The sequence below is a fragment of the Pseudomonas sp. LS44 genome (assembly GCF_024730785.1).
GTDB lineage: Bacteria > Pseudomonadota > Gammaproteobacteria > Pseudomonadales > Pseudomonadaceae > Aquipseudomonas.
This window is the reverse complement of the sequence record NZ_CP102830.1, coordinates 804,061-821,677: the sequence shown is the minus strand read 5'-3', so window position 1 is coordinate 821,677 and position 17,617 is coordinate 804,061. Positions and strand designations below refer to the sequence as shown.

The following is a 17,617-nucleotide window of genomic DNA, read 5'->3' as shown; positions in this document are numbered from 1 at the left end:
CCATGGCCAACCGACAACGCGCCCTGATCGTCGATGACGAGCCCGACATTCGCGAACTGCTGGAAATCACCCTCGGGCGCATGCGCCTGGATACGCGCAGTGCGCGCAACGTCAAGGAGGCCCGCGAGTGGCTGGCGCGCGAACCCTTCGACCTGTGCCTGACCGACATGCGTCTGCCCGACGGCACCGGCCTCGAACTGGTCCAGCATATCCAGCAGCGGCACCCGCAAGTACCAGTGGCGATGATTACCGCCTATGGCAGCCTGGATACGGCGATCAATGCCCTCAAGGCCGGAGCGTTCGACTTCTTGACCAAACCGGTCGACCTCGGTCGTTTGCGCGAGCTGGTCGCCACCGCGCTACGTATACGCGCGCCCGGCGAAGAGGAATTGCCCGTCGACAGCCGGCTGCTCGGCGACTCGCCACCGATGCGCGCCCTGCGCAAGCAGATCCTCAAACTCGCGCGCAGTCAGGCCCCCGTTTACATCAGCGGCGAGTCGGGTAGCGGCAAGGAGTTAGTGGCACGGCTTATTCATGAACAGGGCCCACGCACCGAATTGCCCTTCGTGCCGGTCAACTGCGGCGCGATCCCTTCCGAACTGATGGAAAGCGAATTCTTCGGCCACAAGAAAGGTAGCTTCACCGGCGCCATCGAAGACAAGCAAGGGCTCTTTCAGGCCGCCAACGGCGGCACCCTGTTTCTCGATGAAGTCGCCGACCTGCCCTTGCCAATGCAGGTGAAGCTGCTGCGCGCCATTCAGGAAAAAGCCATCCGCTCGGTCGGCGGGCAACAGGAACAAATCGTCGATGTGCGCATCCTCTGCGCCACGCACAAAGACCTCGCCGCCGAGGTAGCCGCCGGCCGTTTCCGCCAAGACCTCTACTACCGTCTCAATGTCATCGAACTGCGCGTTCCACCGCTGCGCGAACGCCGCGAAGACATTCCACTCCTGGCCGAAGTGATGCTCAAGCGGCTGGCCGAAGGCATCGGCCAAGCTCCCGCCACACTCACTGCCGATGCCCAGGAAAAACTCAAGAGCTACCGTTTCCCAGGCAACGTACGCGAGCTGGAAAACATGCTCGAACGCGCCCATACGCTGTGCGACGACGACCAGATCCAGGTTCACGATCTGCGTCTGGCCGAATCCGTCGGTGCCTTGGAAGGCGGGGAAGCAAGCCTGGCGCAAATCGATAACTTGGAGGATTACCTCGAAGACCTGGAGCGAAAATTGATCACCCAAGCGCTCGAGGAAACTCGCTGGAATCGTACTGCTGCAGCACAACGCTTGGGCCTGACCTTCCGCTCAATGCGTTATCGACTGAAGAAACTGGGGATCGATTGAGCCCTACCCGCTGTAGCCCGGATGAAATCCGGGAAGCGGCCTGTAGGAGCGGATTTATCCGCGAAAACCGGCAACTTCGCGCAGTCCCAATCGCGAATAAATTGGCTATGTCCCAGCTACGTGTTGAGACGTGCAGGTCCGCCAGGTGATGCCTGCGGCGATGACTCGTAGGGTAGGTTAGCCGTAGGCGTAACCCACCGACCAGGCTGGACGCCAGGGTTACGGGCGATGCCGCTGGTGGGTTACGCCGCTATGCGGCTAACCCACCCTTGTATCTCGACTATCGTCCCGTGAGGGGGATAGTCCCCGACTGATCATCGGGGGAGGGCCTGGAAGTCGTACCCACCCTAAGGCCTCGAGCCAGCTTTGTAGATAGTGCTCCAGCCCTCCACACTCACTCGAACAGTCCGAACGGTATCTAGGGCCCACCACAGGTGAGAGCTCGCATTCACAAGGTAGGGCCGGGTGCAGTGATGATCATCCTGAATGGATTAGCTGAGGAGTCTTTATGTCCAGCATCGTCGGCATCAACATCGCCAAGCACAGTTTCGACATCGCCACCCTGCAGGCAAATGGCAAGTACCGCACCAAGGCCAAGCTGGCCAACAGCGCCGCCGGTTTCCGGGTACTCCAGGAGTGGCTGCAGCAGTACGCCGAGCCCGGGGCCTGGATCGTGATGGAGGCCACCGGCACCTATCACGAGGCGCTGGCCGAGCACCTGCATGGCCTGGGCTACCGGGTCTGTGTGATGAATCCCGCGCAGATTGCCAGCTACGCCCGGAGCCAGCTGCAGCGGGTCAAGACGGACCAGGTCGACGCCAAGCTGATGGCCAGCTACGGCCAGCGGCACGTGGATGAGTTACGCGCCTGGCAGCCCGAGCCACCGGCGATACGCCGCCTGCGCGCGTTGGTGCGGCGCCTGCAGGATCTCAAGGAGATCGAGCAGATGGAGCGCAATCGCCTGGATGTCGCGGATGCCGGCGTACAGGACTCGATCCGCTCGGTGCTGGAGCATGTCGAGCAGCAGATTGCCGAGACCCTGCAGGCCATCCGGGCACAGATCGATGACGATCCGTACCTGCGCGGTAAGCGCGATCTGCTGGTCAGCATCGATGGCATCGGCGAGCAGACGGCCGCCCTGCTCCTGGCGGAGCTGGGCGATCCGCTGCAGTTCAAGAGCGCCCGAGCGATCACCGCGTTCGCCGGATTGAACCCGAAGCTGCAGGAGTCGGGTCAGCACAAGGGCCACGTGCGCATCTCCCGCATGGGCTCGGCTCGTCTGCGCACCGGCCTGTACATGCCGGCGGTCGTCTCGCTGACCCACAATCCGGCCATCAAAGCCCTGGCACAGCGCCTGCGAGCCCGCGGCAAAGCCGGCAAGCAGATCGTCTGCGCGGCGATGCGCAAACTGCTGCACATCGTCTATGGGGTACTGAAATCGGGCCAACCCTTTGATGCTCGCCTGGCCCTTGCCCACTGAGTGACAAGACGGTATCTACAAAAGCGGGGCGCAACACTTAACGGGTACATAGCCAATAAATTCGCTCCCACAAAAGCCCTGTAGGGTCGGGCGCAGCAACACCTATCGCCCTAGCCCAGCCGCCCCGCTGGTGCATAGGGCGCCGGCTCGATGATCGTCTCGCGCCCCAGCATCAAGTCCGCCAGCAAGCGGCAGGACGCCGGCGCCAAGACCAACCCGTTACGGTAATGCCCGCAGTTCAGCCACAGCCCGTCATACCCGGGCACCGGCCCGATAAAGGGAATGCCCTCCGGCGAGCCCGGACGCAGCCCCGCCCAATGCTTTACCACCTCGGCCCCGGCCAGCGCCGGCAACAGCTCGACAGCCGAAGCCTTCAAGCTGGCCAGCGCCACCTCGGTCGGGGTCTTGTCGAACCCAGCATGCTCCAAGGTGCTACCGACCAGAACATGGCCATCCCTGCGCGGGATCGCATAACGCCCCTTGGCCAGCACCATGCTCGGCAGGAAATCTTCGGCGCATTTAAAGAGGATCATCTGCCCTTTCACCGGCTCGACCGGCAACTCGACCCCCAGCCCCGCCAGCAACTCGCCACTCCAGGCCCCCGCCGCGACCACTACCCGCTCCGCACGAATCTCACCAGCCTCGGTATGCACGCCAACGACGCGCTGCCCGTCGCGAATAAAACCACTCACCGCGCAATGCTCATGCAGCGTCACGTTGGGCATGCGCAACAGCGCCTCACGCAGCGCCCGGGTCAAGCGCGGATTGCGCACGTTGGCCACCCCGGCCATATGCACCGCCCGTGTAAAGCCCGTCCCCAGCACCGGCACCGCGCGATACGCCTCCTCGATCCCCACCGCCACCAACGGCCGCCCCTCACGCCGCGCCCAAGCCAGCGCCTCGGCCTCGTCATCCAGATCCAGCCAATACAACCCGGTGACATACACCTCCGGATCGACCCCGGTCTCCGCCATCAATTGCGCGCCTAACTGCGGATAGAAATCCTGCGACCAATGCGCCAACGCTGTCACCGCCTGGCTATAGCGCCACGGATACAACGGCGAGACGATTCCGCCACCGGCCCAGGAGGCCTCTTGGCCGGCTAACTGGCGCTCCAACAAAACTACCGACTGTCCCTGCGACGCCAGCAGAAAAGCACTCAACAGGCCAATAGCACCGCCGCCCACGACCAAAAAACCAGCTTGCTCACCCTTACTCGCCAGAGAAACCACTAAAACCGCTCCAAAAAGTTGTATCGATCACACAACCAACGCCTAAACACAGCGCGGGTTTGACAAAAAACTCGCCTCAACTAATACAGAGGGCCAGCCAGGAAGGCTACCCACAAGCAAAGGATGCTTAGCTCATGCTACCCAAGCCCCATAAGGCATTCAGCCTTATCGAACTACTCTGCGCTCTAACGCTACTTTCACTGTTCATATCCATAACCCTGCCAAACTTCAGCCGGTGGATCGAACTCAACCGCACCCAAAGCCTACATAACCTGCTTTACACCCAGCTTTATCAAGCCCGGACCAGCAGCGTGCTGCACAACCGCGATGTCGAAGTTTGCGGCTCCAGCAACGGCCAGGACTGTGACGATAGCTGGCAATCCGGCTGGCTATTGCGTTATTGCGACACCGGCCAGCTCATTACCCAACACAGGCTTTCCGCGCAAGATCATCTGCGCTGGGCAGGGTTCACCCCTCGCATCCGCTTCCACGAAAACGGCACAGCGCCCTTGGGTAATGGCCGATTCTATCTATGTGATCGAAATGACCAGGTCATTTTGCAGGTCGTGCTCAATCGTCAGGGCCGACTGAGACGGGTGAATGGCTTGGAGACCACACAAGATATAGGGACGACATGCTTGTGAGTGACCGCACCGGCGAGCAAATTCACGCCATCTTACCAGCTATCGCGTATTCGACTCCGGCCATCCCCCTGTTCGGGACAACACCGAGGCCCCAAAGCATTATCAACACTGCCACACTTCGAGGGTTTTTTGATGGTGCGTACAAACGGGATGGATGGTTTCACCCTGATAGAACTGATGATAACCATCGTTCTGTTGGCAATTTTTGCGGCCATTGCCGTACCCAGCTTCACCAGCTTTATCAATAACAACAGAGTGCAAAGCGCCAGTAACGAACTGTCCAGCTTGCTGCAATTCGCTCGCAGCACAGCAGTGCAAAACAACACGACTTATATCCTTTGCTTAAACAGCGGGACCTGGATAGTTAAAAAAGGCAACGCCTGCACCTCCACCATCGAACTGCGTAGCTTAGAAACACCAACCGGCATCAATATTGCCGCGAGCAGTAGCGCCATGCCGATGACGTTCAACTCCAACGGTACGACCAGCAACAGCCCAAGTATCATCATCTGCAACGGTACAGACGCCGCAGCTGGTTACAAGATAAAGGTTAATAACAGCGGTCACATTCGTGTTTCGAATAAAGGCATGGACGAAACCGGCGCATCACTAACTTCTTGCACACCGTGAGTACAACGATGAAAAGCACTCAAGGCTTTAGCATGGTCGAGGTTTTAATCACCTTACTTCTGGTCAGCATTGGCGTTCTCGGCATGGTGGCCATGCAGAGCCGAACTATTCAGTACACCCAGGATTCCATCCAGCGCAACGCCGCCGCCGCATTGGCAAATGACCTACTTGAATTAATCCGCGCCCAACCCGCAGGGCTTCCAGCCTCATCCGGGTTCTACAAGGCGGCAGCCGTAGCCTTCCCCGCGGTGCCAACTGCCGGCTGCGGCGGCACTCCACAATCCCCCCAAGAGCAACTCGCCTGTTGGGCGCAAAAGGCTGGCAAGCTCCTACCCGGCGTCACAACCAGCCTGCTAACCAGCGACTTTTATGTTTGCCGCACAACAAGCCCTGGCACCTGCTCAGCAAACGCGGGCTCAGCAGTAGAGATTCAGCTGGCCTGGAAGGTAAAGGCGGGCGACTGCATGGACAGCAGCAACTCGAACGACAGTACTAGCACCACTTGCCACTACCGTTTGCGTTCAGATATTTAGGGTGCCCATATGAACAACTACAAAAGCCAATTCGGACTATCCCTGATAGAGCTCATGGTCGCGATGGCCATCAGCAGCTTCTTGATTATTGGCGTCACCCAAATTTACATCGACAACAAGAAAAGCTACTCATTTCAGCAAAATCTAGCCGAGAACCAAGAAGGCAGCCGTTTTGCATCGTTATTTCTACAGCAAGAATTGGGCAGAGCCGGTTATCGCCGGCGGCCAGACGAATCCATAGAGGGTGCATTCCCGGCCGCGACTGTTTCAGGATGCACATTCTCGGCAGGGGAAACAGTAAAGCGCGATAGTGCAAACTCAATATGCATTCGCTACCAGCCTAAAGACGCTACAGACCGGGACTGTCTGGGCAACACCGTAACGACCGCCGCAAACTTCACAACCCCCTACACCAAGGCCACTGAAATATTTTCTGAAAAACTATCCATTAATAGCGCTAACGAGCTGACCTGTACTCGTGGCAGCACTACCGCAGCACTAATTAGTGGCGTACTTGACTTGCGCTTTGAGTACGGCGTAGGCAGCGCCACGACCCCCCAGGCAATAAATAGCTATATCAAAACCTCCCCAGGCACAAATCAACCTGTCCTAGCTATTCGCTACACAATCCTGCTGCGCAGCAGCAGTATTAATTTACGCGAGGCCGTAAGCATTGATACCGCACTACTGAATTGGAAAGACCTTACCGGCGCAACCGCTGCAGAGGTTACCGCTATGAAAGCTCTCGACAGCGGCCAAATTTATCAAGTATCGCAAAACACGGTAATGTTAAGGAATCGTATGCCATGAGTACAAAGCCTCTTAACAAGCACTTAAGCCCCTATAAAAAACAACAAGGCGCCTCGCTATTTATCGCTCTGATAATTTTATTGGTAGTCACCCTGCTTGCACTCTCCAGCGCCCGTGAAGTCACCCTGGAGTCGCGCATTACCGGGAACTATATCGAGCAACAGCGACTTGCCAACAGCGCCGAATCAGGCCTTCGCGACGGCGAAGCCAGTGTGGTCGCCTCAATTACACCGCTGGAACCAACAAGCAGTTGCGCTGCGGTCGATGCCAACGCACAGCCGCCCTGCCTGCTCAACTTAATAAATAACGCTTACACCTATACCCTACAGTTCGCCACTGCCGGCAAATACCGCCCTTACCACCCCAAGAACGGCACCCAAGCGAACAGCAATACCACCATCAACTGGTATGCCATGCCGGCGCCCTCCGGAGGGGGGGATGGCGAGGCAGAAAACCCAGAGTACGGCTCCATGCTCGGAGCAACTGGCACCTTTCGCTATGAAGTCAACAGCCAGGCAGTCAACAACTCGACCAGCAATGTTCACAATCTGCGCTCGACCACCGCAAAACTTTTCGATAACGGAAACTAACCATGAGAACTCTAGGTTTTTACGGGAAAACTACGCAAAGTTTGCTGGTCTCCGCCCTGCTCATGAGCGCGATGGCGCCTGCTGATGCGACCCAATTAAACCCAGCCAATGCGCCACTGATCCTAACCCCCAGTGTGGCCCCCAACCTCATATTGACCCTTGATAACTCCGGTAGCATGCGGCTTGCATACGCGCCCGACACAATCGGCAATACCTTTGCCAGTCGCAGAGCAAAATCCAATACATTCAACCCCATGTACTACGACCCGGCAGTAACCTACAAGTTACCGCTCAAGATCGCCGCCAACGGCAGTGAGGCAGCCACGCCTTACAGTACAAGCTTTACCGCTGCCCAAAACAATGGCTTCCTTGCCAACACTACTACCGGCACTCTCAACTTGGAAACCAGCTACAAGGTGAGCTGGGATTCCGCTTGGGAAACCGCTCTTCCGAGCACCTACGTCAACACTACTGATTACGGCCCCAGCCTTTCAAATACAAGGCTAGCTGCGAATCCGGAACCAGACTTTTACTTCACTACAACGGTAACCAACACCCAAAGCAACGGCAGCACTTCCACACCCTACACAGTTAACAATGTTGTCTTTACTGTTAGACGCGACAGTAGCACTGGCACCGCATGCACGGCGGTAATAACCACCCCGCTCAACAACCAAACAGTGACTTGCTCAAGAAACACCAACAACAACGTCTACACCATCACCACTAACGACAGGCGCAAACCGGCGGCGGGGGTTCCGGCTTATTATTATGTTTATGACACTAGCCAAACTAACTGCACATCCGTTATTTCCAACAGAATAAACGACGACAACTGTTACAAATTGGTTAACGTCAGTGCCACCTCCGGCCAAGTACGCGCCGACGACCTCCTAGCCGGCACTGATGAGCGGCTAAACTTTTCCCGCTGGTACTCCTTTTATCGCACCCGCGCACTGGCCACGCTCAGCGCCGCCAACCTGGCCTTCGACACGCTGGACCCCAATGTACGCTTAACCTGGCAAAACCTTGGCGGTACATCAGGCTCTAGTTCTTGCATCATTCTTGACTCATCTGGTTCTAGTTCTAGCTGCAGTAACATTGCCAACTATTTGCGTAAATTTACCGCTCAGCATCGCGGCAACTTTTTTAGCTGGTTAACTAGTTTTAAATTTGATCAATACACGCCCTTGCGCGCCGCCGTGCAGCGCGCCGGTGAGTTTACTCGCACAGACAATGCCTGGGCAGAAAACCCGCATCCGCTAAATACCACCACCGGCGCCACCGGCGCCACAGTGACAGGCACCCAATATGCCTGCCGCGCTAACTACCACATATTGATGACGGACGGTAGATGGAACGAAAACCCCGTGTCGTTCCCATCCCCCAGCGGCACCTTCATGCACGATGGCGCCAACGCAGACCTTCCCGGCAGCATCGATTACGGCCAACAACGTCCGTTCGCTGACGCCACTACCCAGACCCTTGCCGACCTCGCCTTCCACTACTGGGCAAGCGATGCCAGAGCACTGGCTAACACGGTAAAAGCCTATATACCCGTGACAGATACAAATGCGACTACTCAATTTTGGAACCCGAAAAACGACCCGGCCACCTGGCAACACCTGAGCACCTTCACCATCGGCCTCGGCCTGACCGAATCACTGCAACAACCCGGCCTGGCCTGGAGCGGAGACACCTTCGGCGGCGCAGGTTACAACGCGCTAGTAAACGGCACCGCCTGGCCGCCAGCATCAGACGACAGCGCTAACAACGTTTACGATCTCTGGCATGCGGCGATTAACTCGCGCGGCAAGTTTTTCAGTGCCGACAACCCCTCCAGCATCATCACCGCCTTTGCCGAAATTCTTGCCCGCATCAACGGCGGGGTCGCCTCCGCCGGCGCCCCCGGGGTCACCGCCTCGGTAGTCAACGACGTACTGACCCGTGATGTCTATGAGACCCAACTCGACAGCGATGACTGGAGCGGTAACCTCTCCAAGTACACCATTAGCGCGAGCGGAACCCGCACTGCAGCCTGGAACGTCAGAGCCCGAATCGCCAATCAAACTGCGTCGAACCGCACGATAAAGATGTTCAGCAGTACGGCCAGCAGCAAGCTCACGAACTTCACCTGGGACAACCTCAGCCCCACCCAACAGGCCCTGCTCAATATCAATAATGACAGTACGGCTACGCCGAACACCGACAGCAATGGTGCAGCGCGGTTGCTTTATATCCGCGGCGATCAAAGTAACGAAGGCACTGCAGCCGGTCAGTTCCGCGAACGCAGCAGCGTGCTCGGTGACATCATCAACTCCGCACCAGTCATCGTTGCCACGCCTAAATACGTGAGCTATCTGGCGGACAGTATCGAAGGCCTCTCCGCTACCGATGCCAACAATTACAGCGCATTCAAAACCGCTCAACGCGCTGATGGAGCCAACCCACCCCGCACACCAATGGTCTATGTCGGTGCCAATGACGGCATGCTGCATGGTTTTAACGCCAATACCGGCGACGAAGTGTTCGCGTTCGTGCCTACTGCGGTGTTAAAAAATCTCTACCGACTGCCCGCGCAAAATTACGCTGCCAATCACCGTTTTTTTGTGGACGGCACCCCGGTCGTGAATGATGTTTTCTTTGGTGGCGCCTGGCACACCGTGCTGATCGGCACACTGCGCGCGGGAGGCCGCTCGCTGTTTGCCCTAGACATCACCAACCCCACGGCAATCACACTGCTCTGGGAGCGCAGCTTTGATGACACTACCCCCGCGGCCGATCTGACCAATCTTGGCTACACCTTTCCACAACCGGTTATAGCCAGACTGCATACTGGCAAATGGGCCGTGGTAACGGGAAACGGTTACGGCAACCAAGCCGGCTCTACTGTAGATAAAGCATCCCTAATGATTTTTGACATTCAAACTGGCGCCCTTCAGAGAGAGCTGGTCGTGCCCGGCAACACCGCTCTGCCGAACGGGCTATCCAGCGTCAAACTGGCTGATAACAACAGTGACGGCATCGCTGATTATGCTTATGCCGGCGACCTGCAAGGCAATATGTGGCGTTTTGACTTGGTAACGACTAGCGCCACCCCCGCAGCCCCAGACCCTTTCCTGAAAAGCGCGATCGGCACTATCAATGCCAACACCTTTGCTATCTCCTACGGTGGCAGCCCGCTGTACACCGCCTACGATGGTCGTGCCTCCGGTACTGCCACCACACAAGCCATCAGTGCCCCGCCGTCCCTGGTTCGCCACCCTAGCGGGATAGGTTATTTAGTGATTTTCGGCACCGGCAAGTACTTTGAAACCGCCGACGGCACCGCAGACACGGCCAGGGCCTTTACTCTCTATGGCATATGGGATCGACAAACCAAAGGCCAAATCACCGCAGCTCGGAGCACTCCACTAAATAGATCCAATCTCCAAGCACAGAGGATTACCGAGCAACCAGCCAACGCCTTTGCCAGCAATAATGCCGTAGACGGCATTCGCCTGATCAGTCAGGACCCATTCGAGTGGTACACGGCAGGCAGGACGACCACTACCGACAATGATGTGAACAAGTGGGGCTGGTTGCTCGACTTCAAGGTAACAACAGGGAGTAACGCTGGAGAAATGCTGATTAACCCGATGGCAACCCGCGGCCAAACCCTGCTACTAAACACTATTACACCCAACCCCGACCCTTGCTCGGAAGGCGTGGGTTCTTGGCAGTACGGCATAGACCCCTACACAGGCGGACGCACAAAATTCAACGTATTTGACCTTGATAACAGTAAAACAATCGGGTCTGGAGATAGCGTATTGAGTAGTGGTGTAGACACCGTAGTTAGCAGCTACAAGAAGAAAGGGTCGGGCGGCTTTACTACCAACAATGGAGAGATATTTACCTCTCCAGATGGAGTGGGCATGAAATACAGTGGCGGCCCAAACTCTTCAGGCCGACAAAGCTGGCGTGTGATCGAATAACAGAGGCATCAATATGACTATAAAGCCAAATTCCACACGCGGTTTTACCTTGATCGAAATGATGATCACGGTCGCGATAATCGGCATCTTGGCCGCCATTGCCTACCCCAGTTATCAGGAGTACGTATTGCGTGGTAACCGCACCGAAGGCCAAGCATTGCTTAACGATGCAGCCGCCAGACAAGAGCGCTATTACGCACAAAACAATACCTATGCGGATACCACTGCAAAGCTCGGCTATAGCAGCGCTAACTCTGCCAACACCCTCTATGTACTGAGCATCAGCAATGCATCCGCCACCGCATACACATTAACGGCAACCGCCCAGAGAACAGATAGTAAATGCGGCAATCTCAGTTTGAATCAGGCGGGTACAAAAGGCGAAACGGGCAGCGGATCAGCCACTGACTGCTGGAAGTAGTCCACAGCAAAAAGGCTCACCTCCCAAACTCAGGAAGTGAGCCTTTTAATCCGATAAAGCGATTTCAACCGACTACTACCCCTAGTTAAATCGCCTTCACCCGCAACTCCTTCGGCATCGAGAACGTCACATTCTCCGGCCGCCCATCTAGCTCTTCCGCGCCAACAGCCCCCCATTCACGCAGCCGCTCGACCACACCACGCACCAGCACTTCCGGCGCGGAAGCGCCTGCAGTGATACCAATGCGAGCGGCGGCGTCGAACCACACACGCTGCAGGTCATCGGCACCGTCGATCAAGTAGGCCGGAGTGCCGATGCGTTCGGCGAGTTCTCGCAGACGGTTGGAGTTGGAGCTGTTGGGACTGCCGACCACGAGCACCAAGTCGCACTCACTGGCCAGCTGCTTGACCGCATCCTGGCGGTTCTGGGTGGCGTAGCAAATGTCGTCCTTGCGCGGACCACCGATGCTGGGGAACTTGCTGCGCAAGGCATCGATCACCCGACTGGTGTCGTCCATCGATAGCGTCGTCTGAGTGACGAAGGCCAGTGATTCGGGATTGCGCACTTGCAAGCGCTCAACGTCCTCCTCGTCTTCCACCAGATAGATCGCCCCGCCATTGCGGGTATCGTACTGGCCCATGGTGCCCTCGACCTCGGGATGGCCTTCATGGCCGATAAGGATGCACTCACGACCGTCGCGGCTGTAGCGCGCGACTTCCATGTGTACCTTGGTCACCAGCGGACAGGTCGCGTCGAACACCTTCAAACCACGGGTTTCCGCCTCTTTGCGCACGGCCTGGGAAACACCGTGGGCGCTAAAGATGACGATGACGTTGTCCGGCACCTGATCCAGCTCTTCAACGAAAACCGCCCCGCGGGCACGTAGATCCTCGACCACAAATTTGTTGTGTACCACTTCATGGCGCACATAGATCGGCGGACCGAAGACTTCCAGCGCGCGGTTGACGATTTCGATCGCGCGATCGACGCCGGCGCAGAAGCCGCGGGGGTTGGCGAGTTTGATTTGCATGGGCGGATTACCTCGTCCAGCTCTAGGCCGGTAGTCCGGATGCAATCCGGGGTTGCGGGCGACCCGGATTGCATCCGGGCTACAGACAGCGACAGCGCTTGATCAGGGCGATGGGTATCGCTTCGCTCAACCCATCCTACTTCTAATCAGGATCAGGCCGCTTTGACGTCGATGATCTGCACTTCAAAGCTCAACGTCTTGCCGGCCAGCGGATGATTAAAGTCGACGGTCACCTGGGCGTCGTCGAACGACTTGACCATGCCGGGCAGCTCGGCATTTGCCGCATCATTGAAAATCACCAGCAAGCCTTCCGACAGCTCCATATCTTGGAACTGGCTGCGCGGCATCACCTGGATGTTCTGCGGATTGGGTTGGCCGAACGCATTCTCCGGCTCGACCTGCAACGTGCGCTTGTCGCCGGCCTTGAGCCCGAACAAGGCGTGCTCAAAGCCGGGTAAGAGATTGCCATCACCGACTTTGAAAGTGGCTGGCTGTTTTTCAAAGGTGCTATCCACCACATCACCCGACTCCAGGCTAAGGGCGAAATGCAAGGTGACTTCCTTGTCCGGACCGATACGCAGCTCAGTCATGAACGGGTTCTCCGGATTTCTTGGTCTTGAACATATCCAGCGCCAGCATCACCGCACCAACAGTGATGGCGCTATCGGCCAAATTGAATGCCGGGAAGTAATACTGATGGCGCCAGTGCACCAGGATGAAGTCGATGACATGCCCATAGGCGATGCGGTCGAACAGATTACCCAACGCGCCACCGAGCACCAACGCTAGGGCAATGGCTAGCCAGGTCTCGTCGGCTTTCAGGCGCTTGAGCCAGACCACCAGCACCCCACTGACCACAATGGCGATCAGGGCGAACAGCCAGCGCTGCCAGCCCGAACTGTCGGCCAAGAAGCTGAATGCAGCGCCGGTGTTATACGCCAGGGTCCAGCTGAAGTAGTCAGGGATGACCACGATTTGCTGGTACAGGCTCAGCGCGCCTTCGAAATACAGCTTGCTGGCCTGGTCAAGCACGAACACCAGGACGCTCAGCCACAGCCAGGCCAGTCGGCCGAAGCGGCTCGCCTCAAGCATAGTGGCGGACCTCGCCGGAACCGCTGATATTGTCGACGCAACGTCCGCAGATTTCCGGATGCTCCGAATTCACCCCGACATCTGCACGGTGATGCCAGCAACGCCCGCACTTGACGTGCCCCGACTTGACCACCTTGAGCTTGAGCGTAGGCAGTTCGGTCGCGACCGCATCGTCCGGCGCCGCGCTCAGCGGCGCGAGGGTGGCCGTGGAGGTAATTAGTACGAAGCGCAGCTCATCGCCTAGCTTGGCCAGCTGGGTAGCCAGCGCCTCTTCGACGAACAAGGTGACTTCCGCCTGTAGATTGCCGCCGATCAGCTTGGCGGCGCGCTGGTTTTCCAGCTCCTTGTTGACGGCAGTCTTGACCGCCATGACCTGCTCCCAGAACGCGCGATCCAGCTCGAAGCCCTGGGGCAACGCGCTAAGCCCTTCGTACCAAGTGTTCAACATCACCGATTCGTTGCGCTCGCCCGGCAGGTACTGCCACAGCTCGTCGGCGGTGAAAGCCAGGATCGGCGCCACCCAGCGCACCAGCGCCTCGGCGATGTGGAACAGCGCGGTTTGGCAGGAACGCCGCGCGACGCTGTCGGCTGCAGTGGTGTATTGGCGATCCTTGATGATGTCGAGGTAGAAGCCACCCAGCTCCTGCACGCAGAAGTTATGCACTTTGGAATAGACATTCCAGAAGCGGTACTCGCGGTAAGCCTCTTCGATCTCGCGCTGCAGCAACAGAGTGCGATCGACTGCCCAGCGATCCAACGCCAGCATGTCCTCGGCGGCCAGCAAATCCTTGGCCGGATCGAAACCGCTCAGGTTGGCGAGCAGGAAGCGCGCGGTGTTACGAATACGCCGGTAGGCGTCGGCACTGCGCTGGAGGATCTGCTGCGACACGGCCATCTCGCCCGAATAGTCGGTAGCGGAGACCCACAGGCGCAGGATGTCGGCGCCCAAGCTATCGGTCACCTGCTGCGGCGCAATGACGTTGCCCAGCGACTTGGACATCTTGCGACCGTTCTCATCGACGGTGAAGCCGTGGGTCAGCAGCTCACGGTACGGCGCGTGGTCGTCAATGGCGCAGCCGGTCAACAACGAGGAGTGGAACCAACCGCGATGCTGGTCGGAGCCTTCCAGGTACAGATCGGCGCGCGGGCCACTGCTGTGCCCCAGATTGTGCGAGCCGCGCAGTACGTGCCAGTGAGTAGTGCCGGAGTCGAACCAGACGTCGAGGGTGTCGCTGATCTTGTCGTACTGCGCCGCTTCTTCGCCCAGCAGCTCGGCGGCATCCAGCTTGAACCAGGCCTCGATGCCTTGCTGCTCGACGCGCTTGGCCACTTCTTCCATCAGTTCGATGGTGCGCGGGTGCAATTCGCCGCTGGCCTTGTGCAGGAAGAATGGGATCGGTACGCCCCAGTTGCGCTGCCGGGAGATGCACCAATCCGGACGCCCGGCGATCATGCCGTGCAATCGAGCCTGGCCCCAGGTGGGCACAAATTTGGTTTGCTCGATGCCGGCCAGGGCTCGTTCGCGCAGGGTGCCGCCGGTGGTCGGCTGCTTGTCCATGCCGACGAACCATTGCGCAGTGGCGCGGTAGATCAGCGGGGTTTTGTGGCGCCAGCAATGCATGTAGCTGTGGCTGATATTGGCGCTGTGCAGCAAGGCGCCGACTTCTTTGAGCTTGTCGACCACCGCCGGGTTGGCCTTCCAGATGAACTGGCCGCCAAAGAACGGTAGCGCCTCAACGTATACACCGTTGCTCTGCACCGGATTGAGGATGTCATCGTTGTGCATGCCATAACGCTTGCAGGTGACGAAGTCGTCCTCGCCATAGGCCGGCGAAGAGTGGACCAGGCCAGTGCCGGCGCCCAATTCCACATAGTCGGCCAGATATACCGGCGACAGGCGCTCGTAGAACGGGTGGCGGAAATTGATCAGCTCCAGCGCTTCACCCTGGGCGGTGGCGATGGCTGCGCCGGTCAAACCGTAGCGCTGCAGGCAGCTCTCGACCAGTTCCTCGGCGAGCAGCAGCAGCTTGTCGCCGACGTCTACCAGCGCATAGTTGAATTCCGGGTGCAGGTTCAGCGCCTGGTTAGCCGGAATGGTCCACGGTGTGGTGGTCCAGATCACCGCATAGGCCGGCTTGCTCAGAGCAGCCAAACCAAAGGCGGCGGCCAGCTTGGCCTCGTCGGCACACAGGAACGCCACATCGATCGCAGTCGATTGCTTGTCGGCGTATTCGACCTCAGCCTCGGCCAACGCCGAGCCGCAATCGAAGCACCAGTTGACCGGCTTCAGGCCTTTGAATACGAAGCCTTGCTTGACCATCTCGGCCAAGGCGCGAATTTCCCCGGCTTCGTTGGCGAAGTCCATGGTCTTGTAGGGGTTGTCCCACTCGCCAAGCACACCCAAACGGATGAAATCAGCCTTCTGCCCTTCGATCTGCTCGGCCGCATAGGCGCGACACAGCTCGCGGGTCTTGTCCGCCGGCAGATGCTTGCCGTGAGTGACCTCAACCTTGTGCTCGATCGGCAGGCCGTGGCAATCCCAGCCCGGCACGTACGGTGCGTCGTAACCAGACAGAGTTTTCGAGCGGACAATCATGTCCTTGAGAATTTTATTGACCGCATGACCGATGTGGATGTTGCCATTGGCGTACGGCGGGCCATCGTGCAACACGAATTTCGGCCGGCCAGCGCCAATCTCACGGATTTTCTGGTACAGGCCAATGCTGTCCCAGCGCTGCAGGGTTTGCGGTTCGCGCTGCGGCAGGCCGGCCTTCATCGGGAAGGCGGTATCCGGGAGGTTTAGCGTGGCTTTGTAATCGGTCATTTCAGGCTCTTCACTTAAGCGGTTGGCCCTGCCAAAAGGCACGGGCGGCGGCGACATCCGCATCGATCGCCGTCTTCAGCGCCTCCAGGGAGGCGAAACGCTGCTCATCGCGCAGCTTGTGGTGGAAGGCCACCGTTAAACGCCGGCCATAGATATCGCCGGCAAAATCCAGGAGGTGAACCTCCAGATGGGCGCGGCCGTCGCCGGCCACCGTTGGGCGCACGCCAATATTGGCAACCCCCGGCCAGCACCGACCATCGACTTCGGCACTGACCACAAATACACCGCTGAGCGGTACGCGGCGACGCTTGAGCTGCACATTGGCAGTCGGCGTGCCCAGTTGGCGGGCCAGTTTCTGACCATGCAGGATGCGCCCACCGATCTGAAACGGTCGCCCCAGCAACAGCTCGGCCAGGGCGAAATTTGCTTCAACCAGGGCTTGGCGCACCCGCGTACTGCTGACTCGCTCGCCCGCCACTTCAATGGTCGCGGCGGCCTCGACGGTGAATCCTTCGGCAGGCCCGACCCGCCGCAGGAATTCGAAATCCCCAGCTCGATCACAGCCAAAGCGAAAATCATCGCCAACTTCCAGATGCCGCACGCCCAGGCCTTCGACCAGCACGGCGTGGACGAACTCGGCCGCGCTCAGCTCGCGCAAGCGGCGATTGAAACTCAAGCACAGCACCCGATCGATGCCCTCAGCCGCCAGCAACTCCAGCTTGTCGCGCAACCGCGTGACCCGCGGCGGCGCGCTGTCCGGGGCAAAAAACTCTCGCGGCTGGGGCTCAAAAATCACCACACAGCTCGGCACGCCAAGCTCGGCCGCACGCTCGCGCAGGCGCGACAAAATGGCCTGATGGCCACGGTGCACCCCGTCGAAATTGCCGATAGTGGCGACACAGCCCCGATGCTGGGGGCGCAGATTATGAAGGCCTCGAACCAGCTGCATAACGCGCTTCTTGCTCATAAAGTGGTCGATTATACCCACAGGCCGCGCCCGACAACAGGCGC

At 58.5% G+C, this 17,617-nt stretch carries 15 protein-coding genes; 9 read left to right on the top strand and 6 right to left on the bottom strand.

Annotated features, from left to right (window positions below; all coding sequences use genetic code 11):
• Positions 1-2 precede the first annotated feature (2 nt).
• Positions 3-1,343 carry a sigma-54 dependent transcriptional regulator gene (locus NVV93_RS03625; RefSeq protein ID WP_258253095.1) on the top strand — a complete coding sequence of 447 codons (1,341 nt, stop codon included), beginning with the start codon at positions 3-5 and terminating at the stop codon, positions 1,341-1,343.
• A gap of 508 nt (positions 1,344-1,851) precedes the next feature.
• Positions 1,852-2,823, top strand: coding sequence for an IS110 family transposase (locus tag NVV93_RS03620; protein ID WP_258253094.1), 972 nt, complete (start codon positions 1,852-1,854; stop codon positions 2,821-2,823).
• Positions 2,824-2,933: 110 nt separating this feature from the next.
• Here NVV93_RS03620 and thiO read toward each other — a convergent pair whose 3' ends face one another.
• A complete protein-coding gene (gene thiO / locus NVV93_RS03615) occupies positions 2,934-4,016 on the bottom strand; it encodes a glycine oxidase ThiO (protein WP_258254279.1) in 1,083 nt (360 codons plus the stop codon).
• A gap of 173 nt (positions 4,017-4,189) precedes the next feature.
• Here thiO and NVV93_RS03610 point away from each other — a divergent pair, with 173 nt between their 5' ends.
• The 7 genes from NVV93_RS03610 (at position 4,190) to NVV93_RS03580 (ending at position 11,660) form a co-directional block, all read left to right on the top strand.
• A complete protein-coding gene (locus NVV93_RS03610) occupies positions 4,190-4,699 on the top strand; it encodes a GspH/FimT family pseudopilin (RefSeq protein WP_258253093.1) in 510 nt (169 codons plus the stop codon).
• A 150-nt stretch (positions 4,700-4,849) separates the two neighbouring features.
• Positions 4,850-5,329 carry a GspH/FimT family pseudopilin gene (locus NVV93_RS03605; protein WP_258253092.1) on the top strand — a complete coding sequence of 160 codons (480 nt, stop codon included), beginning with the start codon at positions 4,850-4,852 and terminating at the stop codon, positions 5,327-5,329.
• Positions 5,330-5,337: 8 nt separating this feature from the next.
• Positions 5,338-5,862 carry a type IV pilus modification protein PilV gene (gene pilV, locus NVV93_RS03600; RefSeq protein ID WP_258253091.1) on the top strand — a complete coding sequence of 175 codons (525 nt, stop codon included), beginning with the start codon at positions 5,338-5,340 and terminating at the stop codon, positions 5,860-5,862.
• Between the two features lie 9 nt (positions 5,863-5,871).
• Positions 5,872-6,672: a PilW family protein gene (locus NVV93_RS03595; RefSeq protein ID WP_258253090.1), complete on the top strand. Its 801-nt coding sequence runs from the start codon at positions 5,872-5,874 to the stop codon at positions 6,670-6,672.
• Complete coding sequence (locus NVV93_RS03590; protein ID WP_258253089.1) at positions 6,669-7,262, top strand: PilX N-terminal domain-containing pilus assembly protein; 594 nt, start codon at positions 6,669-6,671, stop codon at positions 7,260-7,262. The genes NVV93_RS03595 and NVV93_RS03590 overlap by 4 nt, the downstream gene beginning before the upstream one ends.
• A gap of 2 nt (positions 7,263-7,264) precedes the next feature.
• A complete protein-coding gene (locus NVV93_RS03585) occupies positions 7,265-11,239 on the top strand; it encodes a pilus assembly protein (RefSeq protein WP_258253088.1) in 3,975 nt (1,324 codons plus the stop codon).
• A 13-nt stretch (positions 11,240-11,252) separates the two neighbouring features.
• Positions 11,253-11,660 (top strand): type IV pilin protein, encoded by a 408-nt coding sequence (locus NVV93_RS03580; RefSeq protein WP_258253087.1) that lies wholly within the window; start codon positions 11,253-11,255, stop codon positions 11,658-11,660.
• An 85-nt stretch (positions 11,661-11,745) separates the two neighbouring features.
• On the opposite strand, the gene ispH is transcribed toward NVV93_RS03580, so the two are convergent.
• From ispH to ribF, 5 genes are all read right to left on the bottom strand, one after another.
• Positions 11,746-12,690 carry a 4-hydroxy-3-methylbut-2-enyl diphosphate reductase gene (gene ispH, locus NVV93_RS03575; RefSeq protein ID WP_258253086.1) on the bottom strand — a complete coding sequence of 315 codons (945 nt, stop codon included), beginning with the start codon at positions 12,688-12,690 and terminating at the stop codon, positions 11,746-11,748.
• Between the two features lie 152 nt (positions 12,691-12,842).
• Positions 12,843-13,280: a peptidylprolyl isomerase gene (locus NVV93_RS03570; protein ID WP_258253085.1), complete on the bottom strand. Its 438-nt coding sequence runs from the start codon at positions 13,278-13,280 to the stop codon at positions 12,843-12,845.
• Complete coding sequence (gene lspA / locus NVV93_RS03565; RefSeq protein WP_258253084.1) at positions 13,273-13,782, bottom strand: signal peptidase II; 510 nt, start codon at positions 13,780-13,782, stop codon at positions 13,273-13,275. The genes NVV93_RS03570 and lspA overlap by 8 nt, the downstream gene beginning before the upstream one ends.
• On the bottom strand, positions 13,775-16,606 hold the full coding sequence (gene ileS, locus NVV93_RS03560; RefSeq protein WP_258253083.1) for an isoleucine--tRNA ligase: 2,832 nt from the start codon (positions 16,604-16,606) through the stop codon (positions 13,775-13,777). The genes lspA and ileS overlap by 8 nt, the downstream gene beginning before the upstream one ends.
• A gap of 10 nt (positions 16,607-16,616) precedes the next feature.
• Complete coding sequence (gene ribF, locus NVV93_RS03555; protein ID WP_258253082.1) at positions 16,617-17,555, bottom strand: bifunctional riboflavin kinase/FAD synthetase; 939 nt, start codon at positions 17,553-17,555, stop codon at positions 16,617-16,619.
• Between the last annotated feature and the right edge of the window lie 62 nt (positions 17,556-17,617).

Excerpts from the sequence above, each read along its gene's own strand:
- ribF (WP_258253082.1), bottom strand. The coding sequence starts at position 17,555 with ATGCAGCTGGTTCGAGGCCTTCATAATCTGCGCCCCCAGCATCGGGGC.
- NVV93_RS03580 (WP_258253087.1), top strand. The coding sequence starts at position 11,253 with ATGACTATAAAGCCAAATTCCACACGCGGTTTTACCTTGATCGAAATG.
- NVV93_RS03590 (WP_258253089.1), top strand. The coding sequence starts at position 6,669 with ATGAGTACAAAGCCTCTTAACAAGCACTTAAGCCCCTATAAAAAACAA.
- NVV93_RS03570 (WP_258253085.1), bottom strand. The coding sequence starts at position 13,280 with ATGACTGAGCTGCGTATCGGTCCGGACAAGGAAGTCACCTTGCATTTC.
- NVV93_RS03620 (WP_258253094.1), top strand. The coding sequence starts at position 1,852 with ATGTCCAGCATCGTCGGCATCAACATCGCCAAGCACAGTTTCGACATC.
- lspA (WP_258253084.1), bottom strand. The coding sequence starts at position 13,782 with ATGCTTGAGGCGAGCCGCTTCGGCCGACTGGCCTGGCTGTGGCTGAGC.
- NVV93_RS03585 (WP_258253088.1), top strand. The coding sequence starts at position 7,265 with ATGAGAACTCTAGGTTTTTACGGGAAAACTACGCAAAGTTTGCTGGTC.
- NVV93_RS03610 (WP_258253093.1), top strand. The coding sequence starts at position 4,190 with ATGCTACCCAAGCCCCATAAGGCATTCAGCCTTATCGAACTACTCTGC.
- NVV93_RS03625 (WP_258253095.1), top strand. The coding sequence starts at position 3 with ATGGCCAACCGACAACGCGCCCTGATCGTCGATGACGAGCCCGACATT.
- ileS (WP_258253083.1), bottom strand. The coding sequence starts at position 16,606 with ATGACCGATTACAAAGCCACGCTAAACCTCCCGGATACCGCCTTCCCG.
- NVV93_RS03605 (WP_258253092.1), top strand. The coding sequence starts at position 4,850 with ATGGATGGTTTCACCCTGATAGAACTGATGATAACCATCGTTCTGTTG.
- NVV93_RS03595 (WP_258253090.1), top strand. The coding sequence starts at position 5,872 with ATGAACAACTACAAAAGCCAATTCGGACTATCCCTGATAGAGCTCATG.
- ispH (WP_258253086.1), bottom strand. The coding sequence starts at position 12,690 with ATGCAAATCAAACTCGCCAACCCCCGCGGCTTCTGCGCCGGCGTCGAT.
- pilV (WP_258253091.1), top strand. The coding sequence starts at position 5,338 with ATGAAAAGCACTCAAGGCTTTAGCATGGTCGAGGTTTTAATCACCTTA.